At 36.0% G+C, this 17,291-nt stretch carries 19 protein-coding genes and 1 pseudogene; 9 read left to right on the top strand and 11 right to left on the bottom strand.

Annotated elements, in window-relative coordinates:
• Positions 1-147 precede the first annotated feature (147 nt).
• Both ACFFIX_RS21615 and ACFFIX_RS21620 read right to left on the bottom strand, forming a co-directional pair.
• Positions 148-1,035 carry a diacylglycerol/lipid kinase family protein gene (locus tag ACFFIX_RS21615; RefSeq protein WP_378937746.1) on the bottom strand — a complete coding sequence of 296 codons (888 nt, stop codon included), beginning with the start codon at positions 1,033-1,035 and terminating at the stop codon, positions 148-150.
• 86 nt (positions 1,036-1,121) lie between these two features.
• Entirely contained in the window at positions 1,122-1,892 is a 771-nt protein-coding gene (locus ACFFIX_RS21620) for a diacylglycerol kinase family protein (RefSeq protein WP_378937748.1), read from the bottom strand.
• Positions 1,893-2,078: 186 nt separating this feature from the next.
• On the opposite strand from ACFFIX_RS21620, the gene ACFFIX_RS21625 reads away from it, so the two are divergent.
• The 3 genes and pseudogenes from ACFFIX_RS21625 (at position 2,079) to lgt (ending at position 5,342) form a co-directional block, all read left to right on the top strand.
• On the top strand, positions 2,079-3,302 hold the full coding sequence (locus ACFFIX_RS21625; protein ID WP_378937750.1) for a zinc-dependent alcohol dehydrogenase: 1,224 nt from the start codon (positions 2,079-2,081) through the stop codon (positions 3,300-3,302).
• A gap of 31 nt (positions 3,303-3,333) precedes the next feature.
• Positions 3,334-4,419, top strand: coding sequence for a class II aldolase/adducin family protein (locus ACFFIX_RS21630; RefSeq protein WP_378937752.1), 1,086 nt, complete (start codon positions 3,334-3,336; stop codon positions 4,417-4,419).
• A gap of 89 nt (positions 4,420-4,508) precedes the next feature.
• A pseudogene (lgt, locus tag ACFFIX_RS21635) lies at positions 4,509-5,342 on the top strand (prolipoprotein diacylglyceryl transferase).
• 290 nt (positions 5,343-5,632) lie between these two features.
• Here the strand turns inward: lgt and ACFFIX_RS21640 are convergent.
• On the bottom strand, positions 5,633-6,781 hold the full coding sequence (locus ACFFIX_RS21640) for an MGDG synthase family glycosyltransferase (protein ID WP_378937754.1): 1,149 nt from the start codon (positions 6,779-6,781) through the stop codon (positions 5,633-5,635).
• 393 nt (positions 6,782-7,174) lie between these two features.
• On the opposite strand from ACFFIX_RS21640, the gene ACFFIX_RS21645 reads away from it, so the two are divergent.
• From ACFFIX_RS21645 to ACFFIX_RS21665, 5 genes are all read left to right on the top strand, one after another.
• Complete coding sequence (locus ACFFIX_RS21645) at positions 7,175-7,342, top strand: aspartyl-phosphate phosphatase Spo0E family protein (protein ID WP_251157330.1); 168 nt, start codon at positions 7,175-7,177, stop codon at positions 7,340-7,342.
• Entirely contained in the window at positions 7,342-7,470 is a 129-nt protein-coding gene (locus tag ACFFIX_RS21650; protein WP_251157331.1) for an FbpB family small basic protein, read from the top strand. The genes ACFFIX_RS21645 and ACFFIX_RS21650 overlap by 1 nt, the downstream gene beginning before the upstream one ends.
• 43 nt (positions 7,471-7,513) lie before the next feature.
• On the top strand, positions 7,514-7,903 hold the full coding sequence (locus ACFFIX_RS21655; protein WP_378937758.1) for a sporulation protein: 390 nt from the start codon (positions 7,514-7,516) through the stop codon (positions 7,901-7,903).
• A gap of 156 nt (positions 7,904-8,059) precedes the next feature.
• Positions 8,060-8,314, top strand: a complete 255-nt coding sequence (locus tag ACFFIX_RS21660) for a YkvA family protein (RefSeq protein ID WP_251157333.1) — start codon at positions 8,060-8,062, stop codon at positions 8,312-8,314.
• 32 nt (positions 8,315-8,346) lie between these two features.
• A complete protein-coding gene (locus tag ACFFIX_RS21665; RefSeq protein WP_251157334.1) occupies positions 8,347-9,138 on the top strand; it encodes a MeeY/MeeF family manganese export membrane protein in 792 nt (263 codons plus the stop codon).
• 415 nt (positions 9,139-9,553) lie between these two features.
• Here ACFFIX_RS21665 and ACFFIX_RS21670 read toward each other — a convergent pair whose 3' ends face one another.
• Together ACFFIX_RS21670 and ACFFIX_RS21675 are read right to left on the bottom strand one after the other, a co-directional pair.
• On the bottom strand, positions 9,554-10,378 hold the full coding sequence (locus ACFFIX_RS21670; protein ID WP_251157335.1) for a protein kinase domain-containing protein: 825 nt from the start codon (positions 10,376-10,378) through the stop codon (positions 9,554-9,556).
• Between the two features lie 101 nt (positions 10,379-10,479).
• Complete coding sequence (locus tag ACFFIX_RS21675) at positions 10,480-11,115, bottom strand: lipopolysaccharide core heptose(II) kinase RfaY (RefSeq protein WP_251157336.1); 636 nt, start codon at positions 11,113-11,115, stop codon at positions 10,480-10,482.
• Between the two features lie 166 nt (positions 11,116-11,281).
• Between ACFFIX_RS21675 and ACFFIX_RS21680 the strand changes: the two genes are divergently transcribed.
• Positions 11,282-12,712 (top strand): IS4 family transposase, encoded by a 1,431-nt coding sequence (locus tag ACFFIX_RS21680; protein ID WP_378937762.1) that lies wholly within the window; start codon positions 11,282-11,284, stop codon positions 12,710-12,712.
• 282 nt (positions 12,713-12,994) lie between these two features.
• On the opposite strand, the gene ACFFIX_RS21685 is transcribed toward ACFFIX_RS21680, so the two are convergent.
• The 6 genes from ACFFIX_RS21685 to ACFFIX_RS21710 form a co-directional block, all read right to left on the bottom strand.
• Positions 12,995-13,423, bottom strand: coding sequence for a cell wall hydrolase (locus ACFFIX_RS21685; RefSeq protein ID WP_378937764.1), 429 nt, complete (start codon positions 13,421-13,423; stop codon positions 12,995-12,997).
• Between the two features lie 137 nt (positions 13,424-13,560).
• Positions 13,561-14,514, bottom strand: a complete 954-nt coding sequence (locus tag ACFFIX_RS21690) for a Ger(x)C family spore germination protein (RefSeq protein ID WP_378937766.1) — start codon at positions 14,512-14,514, stop codon at positions 13,561-13,563.
• On the bottom strand, positions 14,511-14,645 hold the full coding sequence (locus tag ACFFIX_RS21695; protein ID WP_285855290.1) for a hypothetical protein: 135 nt from the start codon (positions 14,643-14,645) through the stop codon (positions 14,511-14,513). The genes ACFFIX_RS21690 and ACFFIX_RS21695 overlap by 4 nt, the downstream gene beginning before the upstream one ends.
• Positions 14,638-15,711, bottom strand: coding sequence for a hypothetical protein (locus ACFFIX_RS21700; RefSeq protein WP_378937768.1), 1,074 nt, complete (start codon positions 15,709-15,711; stop codon positions 14,638-14,640). Before ACFFIX_RS21700 ends, ACFFIX_RS21695 begins: the two co-directional genes overlap by 8 nt.
• Positions 15,708-16,232, bottom strand: a complete 525-nt coding sequence (locus tag ACFFIX_RS21705) for a spore germination protein (RefSeq protein WP_378937770.1) — start codon at positions 16,230-16,232, stop codon at positions 15,708-15,710. The genes ACFFIX_RS21700 and ACFFIX_RS21705 overlap by 4 nt, the downstream gene beginning before the upstream one ends.
• Positions 16,233-16,252: 20 nt before the next feature.
• Positions 16,253-17,056 (bottom strand): spore germination protein, encoded by an 804-nt coding sequence (locus ACFFIX_RS21710; protein ID WP_378937772.1) that lies wholly within the window; start codon positions 17,054-17,056, stop codon positions 16,253-16,255.
• Positions 17,057-17,291 lie beyond the last annotated feature (235 nt).

A 17,291-nucleotide genomic window follows, 5' to 3' on the forward strand; every position in this document is an offset into this window, starting at 1 on the left:
AAACAAAATGTTTGTGGCATTAGTTGAATTTGATTATGAAGAGGCTTTAGAAGAAATGAAAAAAATAATCTGTGTTTAAATCATGAGAACCCTTACTTCATCAAAACTATGAAATTGAGGGTTCTTCGTCGTTTTGTTAATTGTTTCTCAAATAACATATAATGCACATGGTTGAATTCTAATTCGGGCAGGAGTTTGGCCAATCACTTCCCCATCCCCATGAATCATCAGTGGAATTGGGGAATAAATTTCAAGCTCTTTTCCTTTAATTATCTTAATAGAAGGAGAGGATGTATGATTTCCTTTAAAAACTAATGGAAATATACTTAAAAATTCCCACTTGGACATTCCTTGAACAATACATATATCAAATAAACCATCATTGCTTTTAGCCTTTGGGCAAATAACAAGTCCTCCACCGTAAAAAGGTAGATTAGCTACGGCAATTAGCCACACCTTTTGAAACTTGTATAGCTTTTTATCAATCAATATAGAAATATCCGTTCGTTTGTATTGGAATAACACCTTAATTGCACTAATGATATATGAAATATGACCCATCCGTATTAAATTAAGTAATTTCTTATATATTGAAGCATTCGTCACATGAGCTACTTCCCCATCAAATCCTATTCCTGCTACTGTACAAAAGTATGTGGAATTTACAAATCCGATATCGATGATTTTTGGTTTCCCACTTAATATACGTTTTAACGCTTTATCATGTTTTAAAGGTATACCTAGTCCTCTTGAAAAATCATTTCCTGAGCCAGCAGGAATAACTCCTAAAGGTATATTCGTACCGACTAATCCATTAATCACTTCATGGATAGTCCCATCGCCACCTACCGCAACAATTACAGTTACTTTTTTCTTGCTGATAAGTTCTTGTACTAATAAAGTGGCGTGTTTTGGTTTTTGTGTAAAATGAACACAGTAATAAACGTTTTTTTCTTGAAGTTTTTTTTCAATTTTACACCATATTTTTAGTGCTCTGCCATTACCCGAAACTTTATTAACAATAAAACAATACAAATATCTCACCTATTTATAAGTTTTTAACAATATAGCCAATTTTACTTGTAAATATACAAGCATCATAAGGCGTTCTTAATATGAAGTTAACTAAAAACATGAAGATGCTGGGGCAATACGTTAAAATGCAGGCTTTTTACATCAGCCTTTTCGCCATCAAGATTGAGCGCGATGTCCTCTGAAATCGTAAAGTAACCAGATTTTTTACAAGTGAGAAGATGAAAATAACCATCATTATGTGTTGAATTCTTGATAAGACGTTCAAAAGGACCAACGGAGTCTCCATTCATGATTAAAAATAAAGAGAGTTCAGAAATTACTTCATTTGTGGAAACATCAACTGAAATAGTATTTGATTGTTTTGTCAAAAAAAATGTTTTAAGAAAAGGAATGCAATAGGCCCATTCACCAAAACACGATTTAAGGAAAGGAGAAGTTTTATAGGTAATATCCGACAACCAACCAGCTGCTGCAATGTTGGCAAAGTATAGGTTTCCAAATTTTCCAATGTCAATTTGTTTTGTATTACCTCTTTCAATAATTGAAAGAGCTTGTATATTGCAATACATACCTATATATTTTGCAAATCCATTACTCGTTCCAAATGGAAATACCCCTACAGTGGGCCTATATTCTTCTGCCGCTAAAAATTGGAGCGATTGGTTCACAGTGCCGTCTCCTCCGGCAATAAAAATCGCATCCCATCTGTTTTGGCATGCTTTTTTAATGGGATGAATCGTTAATCGATACCCCATTTCAGAAAGTTTTTGTAGTAGCATCGGAAAGGCTTTATGAGATCCCTTTTTTCCAGAAAACGGGTTATAAACCATTAATGCCTGTTTGTTTATTGTATTCATAGTCAAATTCCTCCGATTCATAAGACCTTAAATATTATAACCATAAAACTATTTTTCTCTTTCTCACTTCAAAATAGTTTCTTTTTTCAGGAAAATACTTTCCATATTTATCAAAAAAATGAATAGTAAGGAAATTGTCGGGGAAAATTATTATATGAAATTGTTGAAGAAACTAGGTGATATGTGTTGAAAGTTTTGCAATTCGATTATAAAATACCCCACTATATATTCAGTAAAATAATCGGAGGATTTATTCCTTCTGTTTATTGGAATGCTCGGCTATCCTGTTTACGATTTCACGAACAATCGGAGCCGGAGCTCCCGAATGAAAACTGGGTTAAAGTAAAGGTGAAATATGGCGGTATTTGTGGCAGTGATCTTAATCTTCTTTTTTTAAATGATAGTCCTGCTACTTCACCATTTGTTTCGTTCCCATTCACAATCGGTCATGAAATCGTAGGAGAAATTGAGGAAGTAGGTTCACAAGTTACTGATTTAAATAGCGGAGATCGAGTTGTTATAGACCCTATTTTGTCGTGTGTATCAAGAGGTATAGAACATCCTTGTCCCACCTGCCTTAAGGGTAATTTTAGTTTGTGCGCATATAAAACTGAAGGAGACCTTTCACCAGGTTTGTTAATAGGAGCTTGTCGTGACACAGGTGGGGGATGGAGTTCGTTTATAGTGGCTCACAAAAGTCAAGCATTTAAACTCCCAGCAGCTGTGAATGATTTAAACGGCGTGATGGTAGAGCCTTTTAGCTGCGCTTTACATAGTGTTCTAAGAAATCCACCAAGTAAAAATGACACTGTATTGGTCATAGGAGGAGGAGTGATTGGGATATGTGTCATTGCGGCTATTCGAGCACTGGAAATCCCGTGCAGAATTGTTACATTGGTGAAACATCAATTTCAAGCTGAGTTGGCGTCCAATTATGGGGCTAACAATATAATCCAGCTTAGAAAACATACTTATGTAGATGACCTAACAAGAATTCTTAAAGGGCAGGTATTAAAACCCCTTTTTGGTCCTCAAGTAATTCAAGGAGGTGCAGATATTGTCTTTGAATGTGTTGGAAAAAAACAGAGTATCAATGATGCACTTCGATTCTCTAACAACGGTGGAAAAGTTGTTCTGTTAGGTCTAGCCGGCATAATGGACGGAATTGATTGGACGACAGTTTGGCTAAATGAGTTAGATGTCAAAGGAAGCTTTGCTTATAGTACGGAGGTGTTTCAAGGAAAAAGCACACGAACGTTTGACATAGCGATTGAATTAATGCGTACTGGAAAAGTCGATCTATCACCATTGGTTACGCACAGATTTCCAATAGAAGATTACCGAAATGCTCTTGGTACTGCTTCAAATAAGAAAAATCGTGCAGCAAGCAAAGTGGTTTTCGAACCGTAACAATTTGATAGAAGTTAGGAGGAAGACAAAAATGAAGAACTTTACAATAACAGGTGGCGAAAAAACTCCTTTTCTCACATGGTATACGGAAGGATTAAAGGAAAAATTTTCAACTGAAGGATACGAGTTTTATGAAGAACCAGTTGAAAATATTAGGATTGTATTTAATGTGATCGAACAAGAAAAACCACGTCCGTTTCGTAGAAAGGCACAAGCGACTTTTGTCGTATCGATACTAGAGAAAAATGAAGAACCGGAAAATATATTTGAAGCTGCTTATCCATATCTAATTAGATCTTTAGCGAACCATTTAATTTTCATTGTGAATAATAAGGAAAAAACAGATGTTTATTTTATTACTCCTGAACAAGGATTTTACAAATTAAGTTATCAAAATGAAGAAAAAGACTTTTTCCAAAAAATTTATGAAAGATTAGAACCGGTCGCATCGGCTCAATTAGTGATTGACAATCATTTTGTGGATGATTTGGATCAAGATTTATGGCATGGTAACGATATCACACAAAAAATGTACGTATCAGGCAAAAAATTAGATGAAATGAATTTATTACCTGCACCCTTTCCACTTGATAAATATTTATCATCTCGTGATATGCGTCAGTTAAAAAAATTATACAGTATAGGTGGTCTTAGCTATGGGAATCTAAGCAGCCGACACGATGATAAAAGCTTTTGGATGAGTGCTAGCGGTGTCAACAAAGCTAATATGCGAGTAATTGGCCAAGATATTTTATATATCAATGGGTTTAATTCCAAAAAAAATGCGATGGAAATAAGTGTTCCTCCTCGTATTTCTCCAAAAAGAGCGTCGGTTGATGCAATTGAACATTGGATGATTTATAAAGAGCATTCAAAAGTGGGGGCAATTGTTCATATTCATGCATGGATGGATGGTGTACCAGCAACGGAAATTAACTACCCTTGCGGTACGATTCAATTGGCGAAAACTGTAGCAGATTTAGTACGAAATGCCGATGATCCATCTAGGGCAATCATTGGACTTAAGAATCATGGTCTAACAATTACAGGTCGTGATTTAGATGACATCTTTAAACGTATTGAAGGACAAGTCATGTCCCAGGTGCCAAGTGCATAAAAAGGTGTAATTTAGATCTAACAGCTTAAAAATTGAAGGGAATCTTATGTTTAGCGACTTTTATGGTGTAAAAAACGAGGAGTGAGAATATGGAAACTACGATTGAACCGATCGACAAGGTTGCGATCACTCTCGGTCCGTTCCAAATTTACTGGTACGGTGTAATTATCATGTCCGGGGCCTTAATTGGTCTGTGGCTCGCCACGCGTGAAAGCGAGCGACGTTTACTGCCAAAAGATACCTTTGTTGATCTCGTCATTTTTGCGCTTCCGATTTCTATCCTATTTGCACGCGCTTATTTCGTGATTTTTAAATGGGAATATTATTCCGCACATCCCAATAAAATTATTGCTATCTGGGAAGGCGGACTAGCCATGCACGGTGTACTAATCGGTGCAGTATTGACGATAATAGTGTTTGCGAAGGTACGAAAAATTTCGTTCTGGAAACTTACTGACATTTTTGCACCAAGCCTGATTCTGGCTCAGGCAATTGGACGCTGAGGAAATTTTATCAATCAGGAAGCCCATGGGGGACCCGTACCGCGGGAATTTCTCGAAAATCTATATTTGCCCGATTTTATCATAAACCAGATGTACATAGAAGGAACGTATTATCATCCTACGTTTTTATATGAGTCTCTTTGGAATTTTGGCGGATTTATCGTGTTGATGTCCCTCCGACGTGCAAATTTAAGGCGTGGTGAGTTGTTTTTGACATACATTATCTACTACTCGTTCGGGCGTTTCTTTATCGAAAGAATGAGAACGGATAGCTTAATGCTTACCGAATATTTTCGGATGGCGCAAGTCATTTCCGTCGTATTAATCTTTGTGTCGATCCTGATAATCTGGTACCGCCGAAAAAAAGGATATGCAGATATCCGCTATTTAGATAATGGCGTGATAGAAATGAGGGATTGATATGATAGATAGGTTGTTGACTCATATTGTTCAGAAATACATTCCAATAGGCATCTGCCTAAGCTGGGTAACCAAATATTTATTCGTATCTTTTAATAATCCCTGTTACTTATTGGGGTACCGCCAACTTTTATCACTTTCCCACGCTAAGAGATTCCTTTTAACGTATCTTGGATGAATTATAGGGATTTTGATTTAGGGAAAGGTTTTAGGATAGAAAAATTGTCATTTCAGTGCCTCATTACCTCTTTTTAATCCCTACTGGCCACAATCAACAATCCCACGAGAAATTAATCGTGGGATTGTTGATTTGTTGTTGCTTCCTTTTTGTAGTTTACACTTTTACTTATTTCACTAATGATTTCTTTGGCAGCATAAGGATTTTGAATTTTTTTGATGTTCTGTACCATCGCTTCATAATAACGCTCATTAAATAAAATGTGTTCTAATATAACAGGAATCTCTTCGCAAATTTCAGCTTTTACAGCTGCTCCATAATTCATTAAATACTGTGCGTTTTGTTCTTCGTGACCTGGTACGGGTTGATGTATTAAGATCGGAGTTTCACAAGCTAATGACTCCGCCATTGTTAATCCACCTGCTTTAGAAAGAATAACATCACTAGCCCTTAAATAATCGGTAAACCTATTTGTAAAACCAGTACTAATTATCTCATGCTTACTTTCCAGTTGTTCAATTTTTGCTTTTGCTTTCTTATTATGACCGGTTATACAGACAAGTTGAAGCTTGTCTTCTATAGCGTTTAAAGTTTTTAATATCTTGGTGAATTTTGTTAATCCGATCGCACCACCTGCGATTAATATCGTTTTTTTCTCCGGGTCTAACTGTAATTCATACTTTACCTTCCATTTTGGTTTCTTTAAAGCTGGTATAGAACAAATCGGGATTCCAGTTGAGTAGAACTTTGATATTGGTATATTATATAAGTTTGCAAAATAATCTAAATGATCTGAAGCTGTAAAATATCCATCAACTTCGTTTCGAATATATGCTGGATGCATAACAAAGTCAGTAATTACAGTATATAATGGAATATCTAAGTTTTTTTTCCTCTTCAATTTTGACAATATAGCTGTCGAAAAAGGATGCACTGAAATTAACGACTTACATTTATGTTTTTGGATAATTGAGTACAGACGTTCCGTGAAAAATGTTCCGAATTGGTCCATTATCAAAAACCAAGGATGCTCTTCTGTATGCTGATATAATTTCCCCCAAACAATCGGACTGAACTTTAAAATTTGCAAATAACTTTCTAAAACTACTTTGTGAAATGCCGGACTAACTAACTTAAATGTATCGATGATTTCGCATGTATACCCGTTTTTCTCAAACTCTTCTTGTAGTGCTTTGGCAGCTTGATTATGCCCATTACCAATAGAAGCAGAAAAAATTAATGTATTACAATTAATCAACATCATATCCTCACTTTCTAAGTAATGAATAATTAATAAGCTATAATCAATGGATAATCGGTTATTTAATGTTCTATAAAGTATAGTATTAGGATATTGTTTGAGAAAAATTCTATAAAAGGGGTCCAGCCACGTACCCCAATTTAAAAATAATATTTGACATGTTTATAGAGAGTATATTATATTTACTTTAAATAGTTTAATAGTTCTCCTAAAGGGGAGTAGCTTTTACAACAAAGTCGTCATTTCGGAGTGCTGTCACTCTCGGCTTTGTTGGCAACATAATGTTGTTAGCAAGACCTTTACCTGGTGGTAAAGGTCTTTATATGTATAAAAAACCTTTACCTGTTGGTAAAGGTTTTTTTATTTGGAAAATTCAGGTGGGGGGGTAAGAGTATGGAAAATAAACAGCATTTACTTGAGGCTATAGTAAAGGAGGCTGTTAAACTAACGCTGCTTGTTAAAGCAAACGGGCTCAATAGTAATCAATCAATTATGCAAAGTGAGAAATTAGACGATCTTATTTTAACATATCAACAACAAAAGAGAGGGGAGATAACGTGATGAAAAAAGTAAAAAAATTAACCTTTTCTGAACTGATAAGAAAAAACAAAGAAGAGCTTCTGAAAGATAAGGAACGAATTGAAAAAATTGAAAAGCGTATTGATGACAAATATGTAAAGTTCAACTAATCAAGTGTTAAATAATCCTAAAAATAATCCAGGAGGGTGTTTGTTGATACTGAGGAAATACATGTCTCTTTTAGGAATAGGTTCAGCACAAATCAATCTTATCCTGCAAAAGGAAACGTATAAGCTTGGTGATCCAGTTCATGGGTATTTTTTGATCAAAGGAGGTACCATCGAACAACAAATAAAGCGAATTGACTGTGATTTAGTTTTGAGTGATCAAACTACACTTATAGAAAAAGTAATCGATACAACAACGATTTTAACATCAACACATATTCATTCAGAAGAATTCAAAAAAATTCCATTTACTTTTCAGTTGCCAGCTTCTGTCCCAGTTTCAACACAAGAAGTATCGTATCATTTTAAAACAAGGCTCACTTTTAACAAAGGTGTAGAGAGTAGGGACCGAGATATCGTTCAAATTATCCAGTAATATGTTTAAGGGAGAAGATTCCAGTTAATATAAAAAGAAACGATTTTCGTAGAAATTGATGAACCATTCAAGGTCTAATCAATAATTCTACTAGACTTTTTTAAAAATTAGAAAAGGGTGGTTCTTTTGTTCAAGTATCTAAAAAGAATTAAATTCATGTTGAAATTTTGGAAATCCCTCCCCTTTTTAAAAGATTTTTTCGTATCAGAGGATGTACAGCTTCATAAAAAAGCACTTGGTGTCTTAATGATTCTCACATATGCCTTCTTTCCTTTTGATTTGATTCCAGACTTCCTGTCTTTCATTGGGATCATAGATGATGTTGTTATCGCAGGCTTTGTTCTGGAAAGAATTGTAAAAATAGCTCCACAATCTCTTAAAGAAAAATATAATCTCATTGAGAATACGTAATAACAGAATTACCAAAGGAGGAATAAGATTACGTGGAACTTTCAATTTTATTAGAATATGGCTGGGTACTTTTACTTTTAATTGCAATAGAGGGACTATTAGCAGCGGATAATGCACTTGTTTTAGCCATCATGGTCAAGCATCTTCCAGAAGAGGAAAGAAAGAAAGCACTGTTTTATGGACTTGCGGGTGCATTTGTTTTCCGCTTTGCTTCACTATTTGCGATTTCCTTCATTGTCGATGTATGGCAGGTTCAAGCGATAGGTGCTCTTTATCTTTTATTTATTGCAGCCAATCATATTGTTAGAAAGCTGATCGTAAATAAAGGAAAAGAAAAGAATAAAAAAGCAGAGGAAAAGAAACAATCAGGATTTTGGGGAACTGTTTTCAAGGTAGAGTTGGCCGATATTGCATTTGCAGTTGACTCCATTCTTGCAGCAGTAGCACTAGCAGTTACACTTCCAAATACAAATCTTCCCCAAATCGGCGGGCTAGATGGGGGGAAATTCCTCGTTATCTTTGCTGGTGGAATAATCGGTTTAATTATTATGCGCTTTGCTGCTAATTCCTTTGTGAAATTGCTTCATACAAAACCAGGCTTGGAAATTGCTGCTTTTCTCATTGTAGGGTGGGTTGGAGTAAAGCTGTCTGTTTATACGTTATCACATCCAGGATTAGCAGTATTGCCTGAAGGGTTTGCCAAATCACCTGAATGGAAAATAACATTTTATGTGGTGCTCGTTCTAATCGCATTATGCGGTTGGTTTCTATCAAAGGAGAAAAAAGAACTACCTTCTGGAGTAGAATCTAAAGAAAGTGTATAATTTTCCAAGTTTTATAAACCGGTTAGAGGGCATGCAAAATATGTAAATAAAAGGAGTATATGCAAAGTACACAATTAAATCATGTGGAAAACCGATATTAATTCACGAGCCTTTAGACAAGTAAAGTAGGATGGACTTAGGGTTGAGGTTAGTACTAATTATTAAGTTTTGTCCTAAATCTATGCTAGACTAAACAAAAACAAAGAGCTCTAAAAAACATGAAAAGAGGTAAAAAATGTTTAAAAAAATATTGAAACAAATCAAGCAACTCTCCCAAGGTAGCAGCGAGCGAAGACATGGTTATTATCGTCGAGGCAGCAGCAGTAGCAATCAACGGTATAAACGATCTCCAATGAATGGAAGTAACCACTACAAGCGGAAAGGCCGAAGCAGTAGCTAATCTTCCACCCTATGGTTAATTCATGCACCTTTTCTTTTGCTTTAATAGCGCGTCCTGTAGGTCGGTTGAAATTTCACTAGTATTTGAGTAATGTTCTTCAATTTGTAGTAGTCTTTTTAGCAAATAAATGGTTTCCTTTTCTAAAGAAAGTTCTTCTGTCCAAGGAAGGGCTTTTTTGTTTTTAGAAGAGTACGTCGTATAAAGCAAATATAAAAGTATTTCTCCCAAATCATAGTAGTCTTGTTGTCTCATTTCTATGATATCTTTTTGTTTATTCGGTGAAGAACTAGATGATGGGTGGAATGGATCAACTGCGACTTTATGCTTTGACAAACCAAAGTCGATCAAAAAAAGCTCATTGTTTGTTAGTAAAATGTTTGGAATGCGTAAATCTTGATGGTAAATATCCTTTTTGTGAAGATAATCAATTAATTCGAGTAGCTGAGATAGAATGAGTAGAGACTTTTTCTCATTAAACGTTTTTTTACCAAAAAAAATTTGATCTTCCAGATTATCGCCTTCAATGAAGCTCATTACATAAAATAAATGTCCGTTATTTAAAAAAGCCTCGTATAATATTGGTATACTTTCGTGGTTCAGTACACGTAAAACAGAGATTTCATTCTCAAACATTTCAACCACTTTTTTGTTACGGCGCTTACTTGGACGAAGCTGTTTGACCACCCTATTCTCCTTTGTCTCCAAATCTTTACACAGATAAACAATCCCATAGCTTCCAGTTCCTATAACTCTCAAAACATCGTAGTGATCGTTTAAAACTTCTCCTTTTTTAATAGGTTTGTCTACAAAAAATTGATAAAACTTTCGAATTGTACGCAAAATTGAAATCTCCCTTTCCTCCTCTCTCCTGAAAAGCACTTATTGAGAATAATCCTCTTATTTCAAAAATTTTGTAAGAAACTTGTAGTATTATCCATAAACTATTCAAAAGTGGGAGAATGATTGCTCCTATGATTATATCTTTTTCGAATCGTTTCTATTAATTGGAGTGGAACAGGTTTCCCCTTAATTAAATGGTAATAATGATCATATGCCTTTTTCAAATGCTCCCATCTTAAATCATTTCCTGGCTGAACATATTCGGAGACATCAATTATTTTCGCTCTCCCATTTTGTAGTAAAATATTTTTTAAGTGGATGTCACGAGGATTTAATCCTTTTTGCCGCACATATTCCCTTGCCTGATCGATATCTTCAATAACCTGTTTTGGAATTTGAATACCTTGAAGTAAACAATCATATAAAGTGATTCCATCCTCGTAGTTTATAACAAGGTAATTATCTTTGTAACCAAAACATGTTGAAAAATAGGGTGAGTCTCCTAATGTTTCATAGACTTTCCCCTCTATTTGAACCTTTTGAATTTTATAATCAGCATACATTTTAAACACATAAGCTGAAACATCAATGGATTGAAAAACAGCTGCATCAGTTCCTATACCAATACACCTCAAATGATTAGAGTATCCATGAATCGATACAGGCTCGTTGTTTGGATTTGAAGAAATCGAAATTTTTGATAAGTGTTTATTAGCAAATATCCACTCCTCTCTCATTAGCCGCATCTCCTTTTTAAAAGTTTATTGTTATTTCCTGATGGAACTCAGCTCCAACTTTAGGTGCTTATAATGGGGTACATGCCAATCAAGCTAGTAAATCATTTCCCCCAAAACGAAAAAAACGCCATTCTTTCTGTAATATGATGGAAAGGATGGTGTTTTTATGTGTCAAGAGGTTTCAGATGAACTTGCCCTTTTTTCACAGGAATTACAACGATCCTTGTCTCCACAAGCTCTCCAACAGCTTGCCAAAAAGGTAGGTTTTGTTCAAAGGACAAGTAAGTACCAAGCGAAAGATTTAATAGCGTTGTGCGTGTGGTTAAGCCAAAAAGTTGCGAGTACTTCCTTGACACAGTTATGTAGTAGTTTAGAATCTTCGACGGGGGTATTGATAAGTCCTGAAGGACTTAATCAACGTTTTTACCCTTCTGCTGTCAAGCTCTTACAACACGTATTAACTTCCTTACTTACTCAAAAGCTATATACTTCTCAGGTTCTCCCTCATCGCTACACTTCTAATTTTCAGCGTATACGAATCTTGGATTCTACTACTTTTCAACTTCCAGATGTGTTTGCTTCATCCTATCAAGGATCTGGAGGCAGTAGCCATACAGCTGGCGTGAAGATTCAATTAGAATATGATCTTCTCAATGGTCAATTCTTACACGTTCACCCAGGACCAGGTAAACAAAATGATAAAACCTATGGTTCCACTTGCTTACAAACGGTTCAAACAGGTGATTTATGTATACGCGATTTAGGATATTTTGACTTGAAAGATCTCCATCAAATAGATGAGGAAGGAGCCTATTATATCTCTCGCTTAAAATTAAACACTCGGATTTATCAAAGGAATCTTCATCCCGAATACTTCAAAAATGGAACGGTCAAAAAGCAAACCAAGTATATTCAATTAGATATGGAAGAGATTATGCATCAATTAAAACCAGGAGAAACATATGAGATCTCTGATGCTTACATTGGCCAGTATCAAAAGTTGCCGAGTAGAGTCATTATCCATCGACTTACAGAAGAACAAACACGGAAACGTTGGGAAAATCAGGCGCTAAAGGAGAAGAAGAAGGGCATTGTCATGAAAGAACGAAGTAAGCGTTTAAGTGCGATGAACGTTTATATTTCGAATCTTCCGGCTGAAGAAGTCCCGACGGGACACATTCACGATCTTTACTCCCTGCGTTGGCAAATTGAATTACTGTTTAAAACATGGAAATCCTTCTTTAAAATTGACCATTGTAAAGAAATCAATCGAGAGCGATTAGAATGCCATCTCTATGGTCAATTGATTGGCATCCTTCTTTGTTCTTCCACTATGTTTCAAATGCGGCAATTACTCCTTGATAAGCAGAAGAGGGAACTCAGTGAGTACAAAGCGATTTATATCATCAAGGATTACTTTCATCTTCTATTTAGGGCTATACAAAAAAGCACCCAAGAACTATCAAAGATCCTGCTTCGCCTATTCAACCTCCTACAGAAAAATGGACGAAAATCTCATCGATATGAGAAGAAAACAGTCTTTGATATATTGGGTGTTGTTTATCAGTATACCATGTGCCAAAAGAAAGCAGCATAATGTTAAAAATTTCACCTATTTTAGGCTTATTTGGCATGCCTTTCTTCAGACAGCATAGAAGGTTTCTTGCGGAAACGGCTCTACTCTAAGCATTCGTTGGATTAGCTTGATGGGCATGTGGCGGGACCCCGAAAAGTACGAAAGCTTCAGCACTTACTCTTGCGGAGTGAAGCAATTTACTTTTGTCAATTAGGAGAGTAACGCAGCAAAAACACAGGCAAACGTACGCCTGGAGCAGATGGATATACAGCCTTAAATCCTCGTGGACGTTGTATCAGGAACCTAAAACGTTTGATAAACATCTTCACAATGTTCACCTGTTGGTTCAAAGAAGCAATGGCGCTTATATCGCCCTACTAACGGCTGATTATACCACTGTGGAGGGCAATCACCTGGAGGTCTAAAAAACCATAAACTAAATTTCGCTGGCCAGAATCTTTCCCCTTTTATTACTCGCCGCGCCAGTCTTCTTTCACTTTCTCTTGCACGTTGATAAAAATAACCATGTTCAAGTGCCTCAAAGGCAGTTTTTTGATAAATGACTTTCCTGATTGTACGTACCTCTTTGAATTCGGCACAGTCAACCCTCACACGATTTATTACAACGTTTCCTACCAGTAACATACCTTTAGTTCCTTCTCCTTCTGCTTCCGCTCTTATCAACCTTGCCAAAAGAGAAATATCAGAACTAGTATATTTTACTACTCCCATAGCTTTACCTCCATTAACTTATTGGCTATTCTTTACTACTCCACTCTATAATATTGCTAATTAAAATTAATTATGTCGTGCTAACTAATGGTTTTAAAAGAATATTTTTAAGCAATGGAATTTTAGTTTTTCCTGTTCTATTTGATTACTCCTGTTCCTTTTAAGATTACATTGATTTTCACATTAAATTTCACTTTAGGATATATTTGATTCCATTTTTCCCAATCCTTTTCGCCATTGTGATGAGTGGCAATATATCTAAGTCCGAATCCAATGGGATCGACCTCGTTTCTCTTCATTTGTTCAAATAGAGTCAGGTAACGATCTTTAATCTGTTTCTCAGCTATTTCCTCTAATTTTGTCCAATCCTTATCAAACAAAGGTTGATTTGATTCCTCAGCTACTGCCTTTATAGTTACATCCATATTGATTTGAGGATTGTGAGGGTTGGATTCGGAGATATAGTACTTATGATCATAATCTTCGACGGATAATACGTAATTAAGTCCACCTTCACTTGCTTTTATTACTACCTGTGATTGTTTCCTAACTAATTGGGAAAAAATCCCCGTTTCTTCCGTTGACAGAGTCATTACTATTTTTTCTTTATTGAAAAGTGCCACACGATTAATCTCATATGCCTCTTCTCTTATTGTAATAATAGGTAAATATGGATCTTTTCCTTTTTCTAACATTCGGCTATAAAAATCATACATATATACCGTAACAATAAGTGGGGTTTCTGTGCCTTCTTGCCCAAAGATTAGAAACAATGAATTTGCGGCCAAGCGTTCCGACTTTGGACTTAACTCCAATAAGGCCTTCGCTGAGGGTTCTGCCAAAGCTATATATTCGATTCGCTGAACATCATGACGCCTTATAAACCAATATAATGTTTCTGGAAAATTTTCTTGCCCTAATTCACTATTTAAGATGACTATTTTGCAATGTCCCATATCCAAATCTTTGTCTACATCAGACCTCATTAATTTTAGTGCTTCCGGTATACTGTCAGCCTCTCGACTTACCAATTGAAATTTAGACTTACCCGGCTCAATTGTTGGGGATGGAATAACCAGTTTTATTGTCACTTCGTATTTTTTTCTTTACCTTTATCTACACCAATTGCGACTATAAAAAAACGTTTATCAATATCCTTAAACCCACAACCTGATGAAAACAGCAAGGATACAATGATAAAAATCCCCGCAATCCTACGCATGTTTTTTCCTCCGTCCTAGAATGAAAACTATGGTTACCAATAATAACTCCACTGCAAACCGCAGGTTGAACCATTGCTGTGCATAATGATATAACTGTTTTTCGTTAAAAAAATGGGAATACAATAGAGTACCCGCACCGACTGTCCCAACAATAACCCATTTAAGAAATTTTGGTTGTTTAGGAAACACACTCTTTACTAATTCAGTACCCACATGCCAGCACGTTGTTATAAAGATAAGGGACAAACCGATATACAGAAAAAGATATAAGAACACCACCCTTTCAATCAATCCATACTGCATTCGAAGAGAATCAGATGTATTTACCCATATATCCAAATAATCATCGACGGCCAGTGTACCAAGGATTCCTATTGGGATAAAGAAAGTGTTAAAACTGATGCTGATTCCGGCAATCGGGATAATCCAAAAATAATGGAGCCGTTTCTTCCATTCAAACAGTCGGTTAAATTGTAATATTGATATGTATCCTGTAAATAGGTAAGTTGCGGCAGAAAGAGTATCCCATGAGGGGATAACCAGCACATATTCAGACATGGCTAACACAGCATTCCAATCGAACGCTTCGTTTTGAAAAGCCTTGTAGATAATAAACCCTTGAATGGGGAGAGCAATTAATAAAATGATTTCTAATCCAAATAGAATGGCTGACGACGAGAAGGTCGCTGTCCAGCATCCTACAAGAACGAAGCAAAGTACCATATTAGTTAATGAGGCATTTGGATTCAAAAATCTTAGAGTAATGTGTGAAAAAGCAACTACAACAATAGATCCAGCTGCGAACCACATAATTCCCAGAAAAACTAAGATGGGAAAGCGGAGGTATGCAGGTAAATACTGTTTAAATATTTCAGGAATTCCCAAACCGGGAAAGCTACGCATCCCCCTGTAAAACAAGAAAGCAAGTAATGATCCTAATGGAATTGCGATAATAATAGCAGTGATTGCACCATGATACCGAGCTTCAATTAATACTCTCGGAACATAAACAATCGTGTTTATGAGCATGCATAGGATGACAAGATAGTAGAAATAGCGATTCAAGCAATATCACCTTTCTTATAACCTGAGGGAGAATCCTCTCCAATAAAAATCCTTAAATATGGTTCTCCAAAGCTCCTCATATTAGCTAAATATAATAAAAAACAGTAAACACCTGAAATGACTCCTGTAATTCCAAAAAATATAGCTAGAATAATTAAAGGATATTTAACAACGCGAATGGCAAAACTCATTGCATTTATTGGTATAACAAAGTTTGAGATAGCAACAGTCGACGTTATGATAATCATAATACTGCCAATTAAGCCAGCTTGTTGGGCAGCCTGACCCAAAATTAGCCCTCCAACCGTTGTTGCCGTTGGCCCTATAGATTTGGGTAGTCTAATACTTGCCTCCACCAGGGCTTCAATTAAAAAAAGCATGATAAACACTTCTATAAAAGAAGGATAAGGAACAGCCGCCCGGCTTCCCGCAATGGATGTTGTTAATTGGATTCGAAAAATTACTGGATTGTAGGAAACTATCGCTATATATAAAGCAGGGAGAGTGATTGTTAATAACAAGGCCACATACCGAAGGATGACTACGTCTTACTGACTAAAAACGATTGGTATACATCGTCCATAGCCGCCATAAAGTCAAAAAAAACCGCTGGGGCTATTAAAGCATAAGGGCTTCCCTCCATTAAAACGATCACCTTTCCTTGAGCTAGATTGAGAGCGATGCGATCCGGCCTTTCTGTTATTAACATACTAGGAAACAATCGAATTTTCCTTTGTGACATCAGGTTATCAAGTTGACCGTGGGATTGAACAATGTCAGCATTTATCCTATCTATTTGTTGAAGTAGTTCTTGTAATACCCGTTCTTTTACTAACTGTTCGTCATAAAGAATTGACAATTTGGTTTGAGAGATCTTTCCGACTGACTTTTCCATTACCAAAAGTCCTGATGAAGGATATCTTTGTCTAATCAGATTGATGCTGGCCATCCGATTTTCTGCAAGTGTCAATGATGGACCTTGTACTGTTGTTTCGATGGTTGCCTGGGCTGGTTTATTGTTTATAGTATCAGCTACTGTAAGAGCCCATAATTGACTATCAAAATTAATTAGTGCCTTACCCTGAAGCAGTTTGGACTGAATCTGATCCACGTCATCTAACCGTTTGCAAGAAAGTACAGAATTCAATTTTTTTGCGAACTCCTCTGGTGATGGGCTCTTAAGCAGCGGTTCAGAAATACAAGATCGTATTAATGCTAAATCACATAAGGATTTAAAAAAGTAAATGTCTACTTCAAAATGTCCGTTTGTTAAACTTTGTCTTTCCAAATCCCGCGACTTAATTTGGTCACCAATGTAACATTCTATATCTTTATTCAGTTTCAATTTCATTTAACCCCTTTAATTAATACGAAGTAATTTATTGTATTTTAAATCCCTGTTTTTACTGAACGTCTTAATCTATAAAAGTTCCCCTTTGCAAGACGGAGCTTAAAAAAATTTATGTTTTATCACCTGGATGCTACAGTTCGCCCCCTACTTGTAGAAACATGATTGAGGCTGGTTGGGACAATGATCTCGTATAACAAGCGAAGCTATGATACTACATGGAGGAATAGGG

It is taken from the genome of Metabacillus herbersteinensis, assembly GCF_042433335.1.
Taxonomy (GTDB): Bacteria; Bacillota; Bacilli; order Bacillales; family Bacillaceae; genus Metabacillus; species Metabacillus herbersteinensis.